Source organism: Streptomyces sp. NPDC041068 (genome assembly GCF_040647455.1).
Lineage (GTDB): Bacteria > Actinomycetota > Actinomycetes > Streptomycetales > Streptomycetaceae > Streptomyces.
The window spans coordinates 265577-280110 of sequence record NZ_JBEZCG010000003.1 but is presented as its reverse complement, the minus strand read 5'-3'; the positions used below and the strand labels follow the sequence as shown (position 1 = coordinate 280110).

14 protein-coding genes are annotated in these 14534 nt (G+C 68.9%); 4 read left to right on the top strand and 10 right to left on the bottom strand.

The window, feature by feature from the left end; translation table 11 throughout:
• Positions 1-49 precede the first annotated feature (49 nt).
• Positions 50-1072 carry a LacI family DNA-binding transcriptional regulator gene (locus tag AB0B50_RS08290; RefSeq protein WP_362327529.1) on the top strand — a complete coding sequence of 341 codons (1023 nt, stop codon included), beginning with the start codon at positions 50-52 and terminating at the stop codon, positions 1070-1072.
• Between the two features lie 74 nt (positions 1073-1146).
• Here AB0B50_RS08290 and prcA read toward each other — a convergent pair whose 3' ends face one another.
• The 6 genes from prcA to arc all read right to left on the bottom strand — a co-directional run bounded on the left by prcA (position 1147) and on the right by arc (position 7221).
• Complete coding sequence (gene prcA, locus AB0B50_RS08285; protein ID WP_362327526.1) at positions 1147-1938, bottom strand: proteasome subunit alpha; 792 nt, start codon at positions 1936-1938, stop codon at positions 1147-1149.
• A gap of 53 nt (positions 1939-1991) precedes the next feature.
• Complete coding sequence (gene prcB, locus AB0B50_RS08280) at positions 1992-2837, bottom strand: proteasome subunit beta (protein ID WP_362327523.1); 846 nt, start codon at positions 2835-2837, stop codon at positions 1992-1994.
• Positions 2789-3370: an endonuclease VII domain-containing protein gene (locus AB0B50_RS08275; protein ID WP_362328220.1), complete on the bottom strand. Its 582-nt coding sequence runs from the start codon at positions 3368-3370 to the stop codon at positions 2789-2791. The genes prcB and AB0B50_RS08275 overlap by 49 nt, the downstream gene beginning before the upstream one ends.
• A 21-nt stretch (positions 3371-3391) precedes the next feature.
• Positions 3392-3610 carry a ubiquitin-like protein Pup gene (locus tag AB0B50_RS08270; protein ID WP_150165888.1) on the bottom strand — a complete coding sequence of 73 codons (219 nt, stop codon included), beginning with the start codon at positions 3608-3610 and terminating at the stop codon, positions 3392-3394.
• Between the two features lie 119 nt (positions 3611-3729).
• Complete coding sequence (gene dop, locus AB0B50_RS08265) at positions 3730-5241, bottom strand: depupylase/deamidase Dop (protein ID WP_362327520.1); 1512 nt, start codon at positions 5239-5241, stop codon at positions 3730-3732.
• A 213-nt stretch (positions 5242-5454) separates the two neighbouring features.
• Entirely contained in the window at positions 5455-7221 is a 1767-nt protein-coding gene (gene arc / locus AB0B50_RS08260; protein WP_362327517.1) for a proteasome ATPase, read from the bottom strand.
• A gap of 255 nt (positions 7222-7476) precedes the next feature.
• Here arc and AB0B50_RS08255 point away from each other — a divergent pair, with 255 nt between their 5' ends.
• Positions 7477-7791, top strand: a complete 315-nt coding sequence (locus tag AB0B50_RS08255; protein ID WP_362327514.1) for a ferredoxin — start codon at positions 7477-7479, stop codon at positions 7789-7791.
• 18 nt (positions 7792-7809) lie between these two features.
• On the opposite strand, the gene AB0B50_RS08250 is transcribed toward AB0B50_RS08255, so the two are convergent.
• The 3 genes from AB0B50_RS08250 to AB0B50_RS08240 form a co-directional block, all read right to left on the bottom strand.
• Positions 7810-8412: a hypothetical protein gene (locus tag AB0B50_RS08250; protein WP_362327511.1), complete on the bottom strand. Its 603-nt coding sequence runs from the start codon at positions 8410-8412 to the stop codon at positions 7810-7812.
• Positions 8413-8628: 216 nt separating this feature from the next.
• On the bottom strand, positions 8629-9531 hold the full coding sequence (locus AB0B50_RS08245; protein WP_362327508.1) for a tRNA (adenine-N1)-methyltransferase: 903 nt from the start codon (positions 9529-9531) through the stop codon (positions 8629-8631).
• 69 nt (positions 9532-9600) lie between these two features.
• Positions 9601-11124 carry a site-2 protease family protein gene (locus tag AB0B50_RS08240; protein WP_362327505.1) on the bottom strand — a complete coding sequence of 508 codons (1524 nt, stop codon included), beginning with the start codon at positions 11122-11124 and terminating at the stop codon, positions 9601-9603.
• A 129-nt stretch (positions 11125-11253) separates the two neighbouring features.
• Here AB0B50_RS08240 and AB0B50_RS08235 point away from each other — a divergent pair, with 129 nt between their 5' ends.
• Both AB0B50_RS08235 and AB0B50_RS08230 read left to right on the top strand, forming a co-directional pair.
• The gene (locus AB0B50_RS08235) at positions 11254-12135 is read left to right on the top strand and encodes a RecB family exonuclease (protein WP_362327502.1); all 882 of its coding nucleotides are present in this window, start codon (positions 11254-11256) and stop codon (positions 12133-12135) included.
• Positions 12136-12150: 15 nt separating this feature from the next.
• Positions 12151-12822: a response regulator transcription factor gene (locus AB0B50_RS08230; RefSeq protein WP_030782872.1), complete on the top strand. Its 672-nt coding sequence runs from the start codon at positions 12151-12153 to the stop codon at positions 12820-12822.
• Positions 12823-12901: 79 nt separating this feature from the next.
• On the opposite strand, the gene AB0B50_RS08225 is transcribed toward AB0B50_RS08230, so the two are convergent.
• On the bottom strand, positions 12902-14485 hold the full coding sequence (locus tag AB0B50_RS08225) for an ABC transporter substrate-binding protein (RefSeq protein ID WP_362327499.1): 1584 nt from the start codon (positions 14483-14485) through the stop codon (positions 12902-12904).
• Between the last annotated feature and the right edge of the window lie 49 nt (positions 14486-14534).

Genomic DNA, 14534 nt, shown 5'->3' with positions numbered 1-14534 from the left:
CCGCGGGTCCACCGCCAAACCGAGCGCGGGCACGAAACGGGAGGTGTCAGTGGCCGGGCCACAGCTGGAATCCGGGGGCGCGCGCCCCACGAGCCGCGATGTCGCACGCGCGGCCGGGGTCTCGCAGGCCACCGTCTCCCTCGTACTCGGCGACAAATGGCGCGGCCGCGTCGCCGCACCCACCGCCGAGCGCGTACGGACCGCCGCACGGGAACTGGGCTACCGCCCCAACCTCGCGGCCCGGAACCTACGCCTGGGCAGAACCAGGACAGCACTGCTCGTCGTCCCCGAACTCACCAACGAGTTCTTCGCACACGTCTACACCGGAGCCGCCCGCGTCGCCGCCCGGCACGGCTTCGGCGTGGTCATCTACCCCTCCCCCGACGGCGTCGGCCCCGCCCGCGACCCCTTCGCCTCCGCACGCGCCTCACTGGACGGCGTACTCGCCTCCTCCATGGCCTCCGACGCACTGGCCACCATCCGCGGCGACGACCTACCGCTGGTGATGCTCGACAGCGACCCCGCGGGCAGCCTCGGCGCGGCCACCGTCAACCTCGATCTCGCCGACGGCATGCGCCAGGTGACGGAACACCTGCTCGCCCTCGGCCACCGCGACTTCCTCCACCTCGCCGCGGACGTGGACTCCTGGACCTTCGACGTGCGCGCCGACGCCCTCGCACGGGCACTGCGCGGCACGGACACGGCCGTACGCCGCGTAGCAGCACCCCTGAACGTCGAGGGCGCCCGCATCGTCGCAGAAGCCGCCCTGTCCACTCCCGGCCCACGCCCCACCGCGGTCGTCTGCGACGACGACTTCCTCTCCGCCGGCGTCTGCAAGGCGGCCCGACGGCTCGGCCTGCGCGTCCCCGAGGACGTCTCGGTGACCGGCTTCGACGACCTGATCCTCGCCACCGCCGTCGAACCGGAGCTCACGACGGTACGGCTGCCCGCCGAGCGCTTCGGGGAGCGCGGCATGGAGACACTGATCGACGTCCTCGCGGGCCGCGAGCCCGACGCCACCCCGCTCCCGGTGGAGCTGGTGGTCCGCGGCTCGACGGGCCCCGCCCGCTGACCCCGGACACACAAGTGCGCCCTGTGTTCCGGCCGGACAGCCGGAACACAGGGCGCACCCCGTGAAGAAGAGAACTACTCGACGTCGCCACCGGACTCCGGCGCGGCACCGGAGTCCTCACCCGCCCCGGCGTCGTCGGACACGGCAGCGGCCTCGGCCGACGCACCACCCTCCTCCAGCAGACGGGACAGCTGACGCCCCACGATCCGCTTGAACTTCCGCTGCTGCGGCCGCGTCCGGTCCAGGACCGCCACCTCAAGACGCTCGGCGGGGATCTCCCGCTCGCTGCCGTTGGTGTCGCGGGACAGCGCGCGCACCGCCAGCTTGAGAGCCTCCGCCAGCGTCATGCTGTCGTTGTGATGCTGGTCGAGATAGGTGCTGATCTGCTCGGCATTGCCGCCGACGGCCAGCGAACCGTGCTCGTCGACGATGGAACCGTCGTGCGGAAGGCGGTAGATCTGGTCGCCCTCGCGCGTGGCGCCCACCTCGGCGACCACGAGTTCCACCTCGTACGGCTTCTCGGCCGCGCTGGAGAAGATCGTGCCGAGTGTCTGGGCGTAGACGTTCGCCAGGCCACGGGCCGTCACGTCGTCACGGTCGTAGGTGTATCCGCGAAGGTCCGCGTACCGGACGCCGCCGATGCGGAGGTTCTCGTACTCGTTGTACTTACCGGCGGCCGCGAAGCCGATCCGGTCATAGATCTCGCTGAACTTGTGCAGCGCGCGGGACGGGTTCTCGCCGACGAACACAATGCCGTCGGCATACTGCAGCACGACCAGGCTGCGGCCACGAGCGATGCCCTTGCGGGCGTACTCCGCCCGGTCGGCCATCTGCTGCTGGGGGGATACATAGAACGGCGTCGACACCGGATCCGTCCCTTTCTGTCAAAAAACTTCAGTCAGTGGCGAATTCGGAGCGATCAGAGCAGCGCGGCCCGCGGACCGTCGGGCTGCTCCATCCGCTTCTCCAGGATCGAGCGCGCGATCGCGGACGACTCCTCGTCCGTCAGCCGTCGGAACCCCTCGTCGGAGATCACGGTGACGATGGGATAGATCCGACGCCCGACGTCCGGACCACCCGTCGCCGAGTCGTCGTCGGCGGCGTCGTACAGCGCCTGGACGGCCAGCGTCGTCGCCTGATCCTCGGTCAGACCGTCGTGGTAGAGCTTCTTCATCGCACCACGCGCGAAGACCGAACCCGAACCGGTCGCCGCGAAGCCGTGCTCCTCGGAACGCCCGCCCGTGACGTCGTACGAGAAGATGCGCCCCTTCTCGCGGTCCACGTCATAGCCCGCGAAGAGCGGCACGACGGCAAGGCCCTGCATGGCCATGCCGAGGTTGCTGCGGATCATCGTCGAGAGACGGTTGGCCTTGCCCTCCAGGGAGAGCGTGGCGCCCTCGACCTTCTCGAAGTGCTCCAGCTCCAGTTGGAAGAGCTTGACCATCTCCACGGCGAGACCGGCGGTGCCGGCGACGCCGACCGCGGAGTACTCGTCCGCGGGGAAGACCTTCTCCATGTCGCGCGAGGCGATCACATTGCCCATCGTCGCTCGCCGGTCACCGGCGAGCACCACGCCACCGGGGAACGTCACGGCCAGAATGGTCGTGCCGTGCGGGGCCTCGAACACGCCCTGCGTGGGGGGCAGTTGCCGGTTCCCGGGCAGCATCTCGGGCTGGTGCCCGGACAGGAAGTCCATGAAGGACGACGACCCAGGCGTCAGGAAGGCAGCTGGTAGACGCCCGGTGCTACGAGTGTTGGCTTCCACGGGTTTCCTTCCAGGTAGGCAGCGGCTCGGTGCATTGCGTCCGTGTCTTCTTTCAACAAGCCGAGGCCGGAGTTGCAGTTGAAGCACAGTACGCCACGGACCTTACCCGTCTCATGACAGTGATCCACATGTACCGCCGGGGCGGCCAAGCAGATGCAGCAGACGCCCTTTTGAGAGGCGATCATCTCGTCGCGCTCGGCTTCGGTCATGCCGTACTTGCGCATCAGGTGACCGGTCCGATCCAAGGCCCCCTTGCACGCTTTGCAGCGCGCCGACAGCCCGTCGGAAGCCTTTGCATTGCGGGGCCACTCGCGGTGAGCCTTCACCTCGCCACAACCACGGCAACGCTTGTAACCATCAGGCACAGCAGGGGTCTTGAGCTCACGACGCTCTTGCCGCTTCTTCTGGTCCCGCTGCTGCTGGTACGCGCGGGCGCAGGACTTGCAGTAGTCCTGCAACCCGTCACGATTTCCGCTGTGCCGCGAGAAGCCGTCGCACGCGACCAGCTCCTTACAACGGCAGCACCGCTTCATCTGAGCGTTCACATCCGCGGACTACTGTCCACCCTTCTGAACGAAGGACCTCACGAAATCCTCTGCGTTCTCCTCGAGCACATCATCGATTTCGTCGAGCACAGAGTCCACGTCGTCGCTCAGCTTCTCCTGGCGTTCCTTGAGGTCCTCCGAAGCCTGCGCGTCCTGCGTCTGCTCCTCGGTCTCCTCGGTGGGACGCGTCGCCTTCTGCTGCCCGCCGCCGGTGTCCTTGGTCGCCATCTACCTCACCCCGCTCGGTTAGACGTTCTTGATCAGACCCTACAAGCGAGGTCTGACATCGGCCCCTTGCTTCCTCAACGTCCGGGGACCACCTCGATGATTCCCAGCCGCCGGGTCTTTCAGCCCCCGGACAGCACCCGCACCAGGTCTTCCGCGGTGCGGCAGCGGTCCAGAAGTTCCTTGACGTGGTTCCTCGTGCCGCGCAGGGGCTCCAGCGTGGGCACCCGTTGCAGAGAGTCACGGCCCGGGAGGTCGAAGATGACCGAGTCCCAGGACGCCGCGGCCACGTCGTCCGCGTACTGCTCCAGGCAGCGGCCGCGGAAGTACGCGCGTGTGTCCTCCGGCGGCTTGGACCTGGCCCTCTCGACGTCCTCCTCGTCCAGGAGGCGCTTCATCTTGCCCCGCGCCACCAAGCGGTTGTACAGGCCCTTCTCGGCCCGTACGTCGGCGTACTGGAGGTCGACCAGGTGGAGCCGCGCGGCGTCCCAGTCGAGGCTGTCGCGGCGGCGGTAGCCCTCCATGAGCTCCCGCTTGGCGACCCAGTCGAGCTCTCCGGAGAGGCTCATCGGATCGCTCTCCAGCCGGCCGAGGACGTCCTCCCAGCGGGCGAGCACGTCCTTGGTCTGCTCGTCCGCGTCCGCGCCGTACCGCTCCTCGACGTACTTGCGGGCCAGCTCGAAGTACTCCATCTGGAGCTGGACCGCGGTCAGTGAGCGGCCGCTGCGGAGCGTGACGAGATGCTTGAGCGTCGGGTCGTGCGACACCTGGTGCAGCGTGCGCACCGGCTGGTCCACGGCGAGGTCCACCGCGATGAAGCCGTCCTCGATCATGGCGAGGACCAGCGACGTCGTGCCGAGCTTCAGGTAGGTCGAGATCTCGGAGAGGTTGGCGTCGCCGATGATGACGTGCAGCCTGCGGTACTTCTCGGCGTCCGAGTGCGGCTCGTCGCGGGTGTTGATGATGGGCCGCTTGAGCGTCGTCTCCAGGCCGACCTCGACCTCGAAGTAGTCGGCGCGCTGGCTGAGCTGGAAGCCGTGCTCGTGGCCGTCCTGGCCGATGCCGACGCGCCCGGCGCCGGTGACGACCTGCCGGGAGACGAAGAACGGCGTCAGGTGCCGCACGATGTCCGAGAAGGGGGTCTCCCGCTTCATCAGGTAGTTCTCGTGCGTGCCGTACGAGGCGCCCTTGTTGTCGGTGTTGTTCTTGTAGAGGTGGATCGGCTGGGCGCCGGGGAGCTGTGCCGCGCGCTCGGCGGCCTCCGCCATGATGCGCTCGCCGGCCTTGTCCCACAGGACCGCGTCCCGGGGGTTGGTGATCTCCGGTGAGCTGTACTCGGGGTGCGCGTGGTCGACGTACAGCCGCGCGCCGTTGGTGAGGATCACATTGGCGAGGCCGATGTCCTCGTCGGTCAGCTGGCTGGCGTCGGCGGCCTCGCGGGCGAGGTCGAAACCCCGCGCGTCCCGCAGCGGGTTCTCCTCCTCGAAGTCCCAGCGGGCGCGTCGCGCCCGGTGCATCGCCGCGGCATAGGCGTTGACGATCTGGGACGAGGTGAGCATGGCATTGGCGTTGGGGTGGCCGGGGACGGAGATGCCGTACTCCGTCTCGATGCCCATTACTCGCCGTACGGTCATGCGGCCCTCCTTGCCCGGCGGCGCTCCCGTTCGGGAACGGCGCTCAAGTACCGCTGGTTCTCCGGTGCGTGTGCGGTGCCCGTCCCCGCACTGCGCGACTCGGCGGTACCGAAGAGCCTAGAACGCCTTTGCGCTGGTGGGGAGATCATTGCCTTCATTGAAAAACAGACGGCTGCGGGTACCCGTGAAGGACACCCGCAGCCGCCCTGTGTTCTACAGGTATTGACCGGTGTTGGCCACCGTGTCGATGGAGCGTCCGGTGTCCGCGCCCTGCTTTCCGGTGACGAGGGTACGGATGTACACGATCCGTTCGCCCTTCTTGCCGGAGATCCTGGCCCAGTCGTCCGGGTTGGTGGTGTTGGGCAGGTCCTCGTTCTCCTTGAACTCGTCGACGCAAGCCTGCAGGAGGTGAGAGACCCGAAGGCCCTTCTGGTTCGCTTCGAGGAAGGCCTTGATGGCCATCTTCTTGGCGCGGCCGACGATGTTTTCGATCATTGCGCCGGAGTTGAAGTCCTTGAAATACAGGACTTCCTTGTCGCCGTTGGCGTATGTCACTTCGAGGAAGCGGTTCTCCTCGGACTCCGCGTACATCTGCTCGACGACCGACTGGATCATGCCGTGCACGGTGGCGCGCCGGTCGGCGCTGTGCTCGGCGAGGTCGTCGGCGTGCAGCGGGAGCCGCTCGGTGAGGTACTTGGCGAAGATGTCCTTCGCCGCCTCGGCGTCCGGGCGCTCGATCTTGATCTTGACGTCGAGCCGTCCTGGCCGCAGGATCGCGGGGTCGATCATGTCCTCGCGGTTGGAGGCGCCGATCACGACCACGTTCTCCAGGCCTTCCACGCCGTCGATCTCGGCGAGCAGCTGCGGGACGATGGTGTTCTCCACGTCCGAGCTGACACCGGAACCACGGGTGCGGAAGAGCGACTCCATCTCGTCGAAGAAGACGATGACGGGGGTGCCCTGGCTGGCCTTCTCACGGGCACGCTGGAAGACCAGGCGGATCTGTCGCTCGGTCTCGCCGACGTACTTGTTGAGGAGCTCGGGGCCCTTGATGTTGAGGAAGTAGCTCTTCCCCGCGGCCTGTCCGGTCACCTCGGCGACCTTCTTGGCAAGGGAGTTGGCGACGGCCTTCGCGATCAGCGTCTTGCCGCAGCCGGGGGGCCCGTACAACAGCACGCCCTTGGGCGGCCGCAGTTCGTGCTCCTTGAAGAGGTCCGGGTAGAGATAGGGCAGTTCGACCGCGTCGCGGATGAGCTCGATCTGGTTGCCCAGGCCGCCGATCTGGTCGTAGCCGATGTCGGGGACTTCTTCGAGGACGAGCTCTTCGACCTCGCTCTTGGGAACGACTTCGTAGACGTAGCCGGATCGGGGTTCGAGCAGCAGGGCGTCGCCGGGGCGGATGGTGACGTCCAGCAGCGGCTCGGCGAGCCGCACCACCCGTTCCTCGTCGGTGTGCCCGAGCACCAGGGCGCGTTCGCCGTCCTCGAGGATCTCCTTGAGGGTGACGATGTCCCCGACGCGCTCGAACTCCATGGCCTCGACCACGTTGAGCGCTTCGTTGAGCATCACTTCCTGGCCGCGCCTGAGCTCTTCGAGCTCCACGCTGGGGCTGACGTTCACCCGGAGTTTGCGGCCGCCTGTGAAGATGTCGGCGGTGCCGTCCTCGTTCGCCACGAGGAAGACTCCGAAGCCGGCCGGTGGCTGTGCGAGCCGGTCGACTTCCTCCTTGAGGGCCACGATCTGGTCGCGGGCCTCACGGAGCGTGTTGGCGAGCCGTTCGTTCTGCGCGGACACGCCGGCCAGGTTGGTCTGCAGCTCGACGATCCGCTCTTCGAGAATCCTCGTATGACGCGGAGAGTCGGCGAGCTTGCGTCGCAGGACGGCGATTTCCTGCTCGAGATAGGCAACCTGACCGGCAGGGTCTTCAGACCCTCGCCCCGGCCGGATGCCGCGGTTGATGTCGTCGTCGTGGGCTGCCACGGTCCTCACCTCCTCCAAGGGGAGCTGGACGCTTCCAGACCCTACCTGGGTGGGTGTCGATTGAAACCCCTAGATCACAAAGACGATGGGGGCGTGTCCGATCTTCACCCTTGCGCTTCTCCCTCACGCCAGGTGAATACCCACCCAACAACATCGGAAAGCGGGCGGTTGTATCGTCGAAGCGTTCAACACCCGTCAGGGCTGGCCCGACTTACTGCAAAGTCGGGCTGCTCGGCGCAGCAACCGGCAGGAGAGATGACCGTGCGGCACGAGGCCGAGACCGGCAGTGAGGGCCACGATCTGCTGGAGGTCTGGATCGACCAGGACCTCTGTACCGGAGACGGCATCTGTGCGCAGTACGCGCCCGAGGTCTTCGAGCTGGACATCGACGGTCTGGCCTATGTGAAGAGCGGGGACGACGAGCTCCTGCAGGCACCGGGGGCCACAACGCCCGTGCCGCTGCCGCTTCTCAACGACGTCGTGGACTCCGCGAAGGAGTGTCCGGGCGACTGCATTCATGTGCGCCGTGTTTCCGACAGGGTCGAGGTCTACGGTCCCGACGCGGAGTGACCCCGACCCGTCCCGGGGTCAGACGCTGCGGGCCTCGGCGGGCTTGTCCTCGCCGTGCACCGTCCTTTCGAACGCGCCGTCCTTCCATCGCCAGCCGGCCGAGCTGTGAAGGTCGGGGCAGCAGCGGGGGACGTCCAGCGAGGAGTAGCTGAGCAGGGTCGCGGAGACCGCGCCGTCACGCACGGCGAAGTCGCTCACGTTCACCCGCTCCTTGGGGTCGACGAGCGTCGCGACCACGCGGGGCTTGCCCGCCGAGGTCCGGGTGATGACGTAGACCCCGTCGGGCGGGGTGCCCGAGCCGGCCTGGCAGTGGACGACGGCCACGGTCTCGGCCCTGCCGTCGCCGTCGAGGTCGCCGGAGGCCTTCTTCTTCACGACGGGTTTCACGGTGCCGCAGTCGAGCGGGAAGTCGACGGACGCGGGGTCGGGCGCGGGGGTCGGCGCGGGGGCTCCCGCGGCGGCTCTGGAGTGCGGCTTGGCGTCGGTCTGGGCGGCGGTCGCGGAGTCGGGCTGCAAGAAGGCGGAGCCCGCGACGACGGCGGCCAGGGCGGCCGCGGTGGCCAGCCAGTGGATGGGGCGTGCGGTGGTGTGTGCCAGTTCCGGGACGGCGGGGTGCTGCACGAGAGAAGTGTCTCCTGTGAGGGCTGTGCCGGTGGGGGAGGTGGCCAGCATCGTGCCATACGTCACAGTGAGGTGGAACACCGGGGTCCGGTGGGTCTCTTGATTCTTCTGGTACGCCGCTGGTGCCCCGTCAACGAAACGGCGCCGCCGCCGAGTTCCCTGGTCGGTCAGGGAACTCGGCGGCGGCGCCTGCTTTTTGGGGTGCCCGCGCGCGCGTCAGCGCGGCGAGCCGCCGTCGGCGTTCGGGCCGGAGTAGTCCTCGCCGTACGCGCCCTTGGCGGGGCGGCGGCGGCGCATCGGGGGCTCCACGCCGTCCGCGAGGCGGCGGGCGGTGAGCAGGAAGCCGGTGTGGCCGATCATACGGTGGTCCGGGCGGACCGCGAGGCCCTCGATGTGCCAGTTGCGGATCATCGACTCCCAGGCCGTCGGCTCGTTGAAGCCGCCGATCTCACGGATGGACTCGACGGTCCTCGCGAGCTGGGTGGTGGTCGCCACGTAGCAGCACAGGATGCCGCCGGGGACGAGCGCCTTGGAGACGGCCTCCAGGCACTCCCAGGGGGCGAGCATGTCGAGGATGACGCGGTCGACGTCGGTGTCGCTCAGGTTGTCCTGGAGGTCGCCGACGGTGAGCTGCCAGGCGGGGTGCGGGCCGCCGAAGTAGCGCTCCACGTTCTGCTGGGCGATCTCGGCGAAGTCCTCGCGGCGCTCGTACGAGTGCAGCATTCCCTGGTCGCCGATGGCGCGCAGCAGGAAGCTGCTGAGCGAGCCGGAGCCCACGCCCGCCTCCACGACGCGTGCGCCGGGGAAGATGTCGGCGAAGGCCAGGATCTGCCCCGCGTCCTTGGGGTAGACCACGGCGGCGCCGCGGGGCATGGACAGGACGTAGTCGGGGAGCAGGGGTCGCAGCGCCAGGTAGGCGACGTTTCCCGTGGTACGGACAACACTGCCCTCGGGAGCGCCGATCAGCTCGTCGTGCGGGAAGGAACCCTTGTGGGTGTGGAAGTTCTTCCCGGCCTCGAGCGTGAACGTGTAGTGGCGTCCCTTGGGGTCGGTGAGCTGGACCTGGTCCCCGACCTTGAAGGGCCCGCGACGGCGGGCGGCACCGGTCGGTTCGGACATGTGACCAGCCTACCGGCCGCGGCGGGAGCCGCAGACCACGGCTTCGGCCACACCGCGCCAGGCGCTGCGCTAGGAGGGCCTGGCCATGGCCTTGACGAAGGCGCGCTCCACGTCCGCGGCGGACAGCACTCCGTAGATCTCGCCGGACTCCTCGACGACCAGGTATTCCGTGGCGGGTGTGGCCCGCAGGGTGTCGAGCAGTTCCTCCCCCGCGAGCTCGGCGGAGACCCGCATGCCCTCGGTGATGTCCTGGGCGAGGCCGTCGACCGTGACCCAGGGGCGGCGGTGCTGGGGCACGGAGACGATCGCCGCCTCGCGGACGACGGCCATCGGGTCGCCGTCGGGGTCGACGACGACGAGGGCGCGGGCCCCGGCTTCGTTGGCCCTGCGCAGCGCCTCGGAGAGCGGGGTGTCGGACTCGACGGGGACGGCGCGGCGGGTCAGGGTGCGGGCGCGCAGCTCCGGGAGGTGCTCGCGCAGGCGGGCCATGCGCAGACTGTTGCCGGCGCCGGTCCAGATGATCGCGGCGAGGATCGCGGCGAGCAGGGCGTCGGTGACGGTGTCCATGCCGCCGATGTCCTGGGGTTCGCCGCCGAGGGCGCCGGACTGGTTCAGGAGCGGCAGGCCGATCAGGACGGAGATGGCGAGGGCGCGGCCCACCCAGGCGGCGGCGACGGTGCCGCTCATGGGCTTGCCGGTGATCTTCCAGACGACGGCGCGCAGCATGCGGCCGCCGTCCAGGGGCAGGCCGGGCAGGAGGTTGAAGGCGGCGACGATGAGGTTGGAGATCATCAGGCCCGCGAGCAGGACGCCGGGCACCGTGCCGGGCTCGACGGCGCGCATCCCGGCGTAGAACACCCCGGCGAGGACGAGGGAGAGGAGCGGTCCGACGAAGGCGAGGACGAACTCGCGGCCGGGGGTCTCCGACTCCTTTTCGATCTCGGATACGCCACCGAAGAACTGCAGCTGGATGCGGCGGACCGGCAGCTTGAAGCGGAGGGCCGCGACGGTGTGGGCGAGCTCATGGACGAGTACGGAGGCGTAGAAGGCCACCGCGAAGAAGAGCGAGACGAGATAGCGGGCGCCGCCGAGCTCGGGCAGGACGCGGTCGAGCTGGCCGCCGAAGACCCAGGTGATGAGGGCGGCGACGAGGAACCAGCTGGGCGCCACGTAGACGGGCACGCCGAAGGGCCTGCCCATGAGGAGGCCGCCGCCGGGGTTCTTCTGCGTCTTGGGTGGCAGGGGGGCGCCCGGATCGCCTCCGCCCGCAGGGCCGTGGTCGGCGCGGGCGCGCGCGGGCTCGGTGGGCCGCTCCTTGCGCGCCGCCTTGGTGAGGTCGGGGCGCGGCGGCGCGTCGGGCGGGGTGTCCTGCCCGCCGCGCGGCTCGGCCGGGTGCGTGGTGGTGTCGCCGCTCAGCGGCCGTGCCGCCTCGTCGGCCGGGCGCTCCGGCTCCGGTGCCGCATCGACCGGGCGCGTGGGCTCCGGTGCCGTGTCGACCGGGCGCGTGGGCTCCGGGGAGCCGTCCGCGTCGCTCGGCCGCCGGTCGTCGGCGCCGTCGGACTGCGGCCTGCCGCTCCCGCCGCTTTCGTCCACGATGTCCCCTCGTTCGAAGCGTCCCTCGCCCCGGTATGGCGCGATTACACGCACGATCATGCAGGGCGAGAGGGTCTGTCGTCGATGGTATGCGCCCGTTGTCAGTGACGGGTCGTAGGGTCTGTCCTCATGGAAACCAGCACCGACGGTGCCGTGGCGGCCACGCGCCCGGCGTCCTTGTCGCCCTCGCGCGCGGGCGACTTCATGCAGTGCCCGCTGCTGTACCGGTTCCGGGTGATCGACAAGCTGCCGGAGAAGCCGAGCGAGGCGGCCACGCGCGGCACGTTGGTGCACGCGGTATTGGAGCGTCTTTTCGACTCCCCCGCCAGTGAGCGGACCGCGCCGCGCGCCAAGTCGCTGATCCCCGGCCAGTGGGACCGACTGCGTGAGGCCAAGCCCGAGCTGACCGAGCTGTTCGCCGACGATCCCGAGGGCGAGCGCATGGCGCGCTGGCTGGCGGACGCGGAGAAGCTGGTCGAGCGCTGGTTCACCCTGGAGGACCCCACGCGCCTGGAGCCCGCGGAGCGCGAGCTGTTCGTGCAGGCCGAGCTGGAGTCGGGCCTGAAGCTGCGCGGGATCATCGACCGGGTGGACGTGGCGCCTTCGGGCGAGGTCCGCATCGTCGACTACAAGACGGGCAAGGCCCCGCGTCCGGAGTACGCGGAGGGCGCGCTGTTCCAGATGAAGTTCTACGCCCTGGTGGTGTGGCGGCTCAAGGGTGTCGTCCCGCGCCGTCTGCAGCTCGTCTATCTCGGCAGCGGTGACGTGATCACGTATGACCCGGTCGTGGCCGATCTGGAGCGGGTGGAGCGCAAGCTGCTCGCGCTCTGGGAGGCGATCGAGCTGGCCACCGAGACGGGTGACTGGCGGCCGCGCCCGACCAAGTTGTGCGGTTGGTGCGACCATCAGGCGGTTTGTCCGGAGTTCGGTGGGACTCCCCCGCCGTATCCGCTTCCGGTCAGGGCGCCCGAGTCCGTGGAGGGCGAGCAGGGCAGAATGGCCCCGGGCTAGCTGAAGGAGAGACACGTGGCGATCCGCGTCCTACTGGTCGACGACCAGCCGCTGTTGCGCACCGGGTTCCGGATGATTCTGGAGGCCGAGCAGGACATCGCGGTCGTCGGCGAGGCCGGAGACGGCCTGCAGGCTCTCGACCAGGTGCGGGCGCTGCAGCCCGACGTGGTCCTGATGGACATCCGCATGCCGCGGATGGACGGCGTCGAGGCGACCCGGCAGATCACCGGACCCGGCCGGGACGGCCCGGCGAAGGTCCTGGTGCTCACCACCTTCGACCTCGACGAGTACGTGGTGGAGGCGCTGCGCGCCGGTGCCAGCGGCTTCCTCCTCAAGGACGCCCCGGCGAACGAACTGGTGCAGGCGATCCGCGTGGTCGCCGCGGGCGAGGCGATGCTCGCGCCGAGCATCACGCGCCGGCTGCTCGACAAGTACTCCGCGCATCTCCCGTCCGGCGACGAGCCGGTGCCGGACACCCTGCACACGCTCACCGACCGCGAGGTCGAGGTGCTCAAGCTGGTGGCCCGCGGCCTGTCGAACGCCGAGATCGCGGCGGACCTCTTCGTGAGCGAGACGACCGTGAAGACCCACGTCGGCCATGTGCTCACCAAGCTGGGCCTGCGCGACCGGGTCCAGGCCGCGGTGTACGCGTACGAGAGCGGTCTGGTGCGTCCCGGCGCGCAGTAGTCCGCGGCAGCGGCGACGCGGAACGACGACGGTGGCCGTCCCCGAGGGGCGGCCACCGTCGTTCTTCCGGCGTCGCGGGTCAGCCCTTGCTGATCTCCCAGAAGCGGAAGACCGTCGACGCGTCCAGGCAGGACTCCAGGCCGTAGACGCTGTCGCGGACGACCGCGTACTGCTTGGCCTGCCAGACCGGCAGGATCGGCAGCTGGTCGGCCACGATGTCCTGCAGTTCGGCGTACTGCTTGTCGGTCTTGGTGCGGTCGCTCTCGGTGGCGGTGCCGGGGATGATCTTCCCGGTGATGGCGCTGTTCTCGAAGTGGTTGCCGAGGACGTTGCCCTTGCCGAAGAACGGCTGCGTGAAGTTGTCCGGGTCCGGGTAGTCGGGCACCCAGCCCTTGACGTAGACGCCGTACTTGCCGGCCGCGATGTCCTTCTCGTACTGCTCGAACTCGACGGACTTCACGTCGGCCTCGAAGAGACCGGAGTCGTTGAGCTGCTTGGCGATGGCCTTCAGCTCCTGGTCGGTGGCCGGGCCGTAGCGCGAGGGGGTCGACCAGAGCGTGAGCTTCGCCTTGCCGTCGATGCCGGCGCCGCGCAGTGCGGACGCCGCCTTCGCGCGCTGCGGGCGGGCGCCGTAGGTGTCGAAGAACGCGGTGTTGTGGCCGCCGATGCCCGCGGGGACGATCGAGTACAGCGGCGTGGCCGTGTCCTGGTAGACCTCCTTGACCAGCGCGTCGCGGTCCAGGAGGTAGGCGATGGCCTTGCGCACGCCGAGCTTGCCCGCCACCGGGTCCTTCATGTTGAAGACCAGGTGCTGCACCTCGGCGCTGGTGCCCTCGACGATGTCGACGTCCTGGCCCTCCTTGGAGGTGTCCCGCTCGATGTCCGCGATGTCCGCGGCGGCGAGGCCTCGGTAGGCCAGGTCCACGTCACCGGCCATGAGCGCCTTCTTCAGGCCCTTCTGGTCGCCGTGGAAGAACTTGATGGCCACGCCTTCGTTCTTGACCTCGGCCGTGCCCTTGTAACCGGAGTTGACCGAGAAGACCGCCTGGTCCTTGTTGAACGAGTCGAGCTTGTACGGTCCCGAGCCGACGGCCTTGCCGTCCTCGCGCAGCCCGTTCATGTCGTACTCGCGGTGGTCCACGATCGAGCCCGCGCCCGAGGCGATCTTGCTGGGGAAGGTCGCGTCGGGGTACTTCAGCTGGAAGACGACGGTCTTGGCGTCCGGCGTCCGCACCCGGTCGAGCATCGGGAACATCAGCGCGGGACCGGCGTCGTCCTTGATCTTCCGCATGCGGTCGAAGGAGAACTTGACGTCCTTCGAGGTGAGCGCGTTGCCATTGCTGAACTTCAGCCCGTCACGCAGCTCGCACTTGAAGACCTTCGCCTCCGTGTCCGTGAAGCCGCACGACTTGGCGGCCTCCGGCTCCGGCTCCGTGCCGCCCTTGGGGAAGCTCAGGAGGGACTGGAAGACGTTGTTGAACAGGAGCCAGGACCCGGGGTCGTAGCCGGACGCGGGGTCGGTGGCGAGGACGTCGTCGGACATCCCCATCACGACCGCGTCGCCCGTGTCCCCCGCACCGCCCGACTCCGTGCCGCAGCCGGTCAGCAGGGCGGCGGCGAGCCCTCCCGTGAGGGGAAGAGCCAGCCACTGGTTACGTTTCACGTACGTGCCTTTGGTGTTGTGGTCGTTCGGTGGAACCGAGGGGGGCGGA

What these genes read in the sequence shown, in the direction of transcription:
- dop (WP_362327520.1), bottom strand. Translation starts at nt 5,241, where the DNA reads ATGACCGTACGGCGAGTAATGGGCATCGAGACGGAGTACGGCATCTCC.
- AB0B50_RS08235 (WP_362327502.1), top strand. Translation starts at nt 11,254, where the DNA reads ATGGAAACCAGCACCGACGGTGCCGTGGCGGCCACGCGCCCGGCGTCC.
- AB0B50_RS08245 (WP_362327508.1), bottom strand. Translation starts at nt 9,531, where the DNA reads ATGTCCGAACCGACCGGTGCCGCCCGCCGTCGCGGGCCCTTCAAGGTC.
- AB0B50_RS08255 (WP_362327514.1), top strand. Translation starts at nt 7,477, where the DNA reads ATGACCGTGCGGCACGAGGCCGAGACCGGCAGTGAGGGCCACGATCTG.
- AB0B50_RS08270 (WP_150165888.1), bottom strand. Translation starts at nt 3,610, where the DNA reads ATGGCGACCAAGGACACCGGCGGCGGGCAGCAGAAGGCGACGCGTCCC.
- AB0B50_RS08275 (WP_362328220.1), bottom strand. Translation starts at nt 3,370, where the DNA reads ATGAAGCGGTGCTGCCGTTGTAAGGAGCTGGTCGCGTGCGACGGCTTC.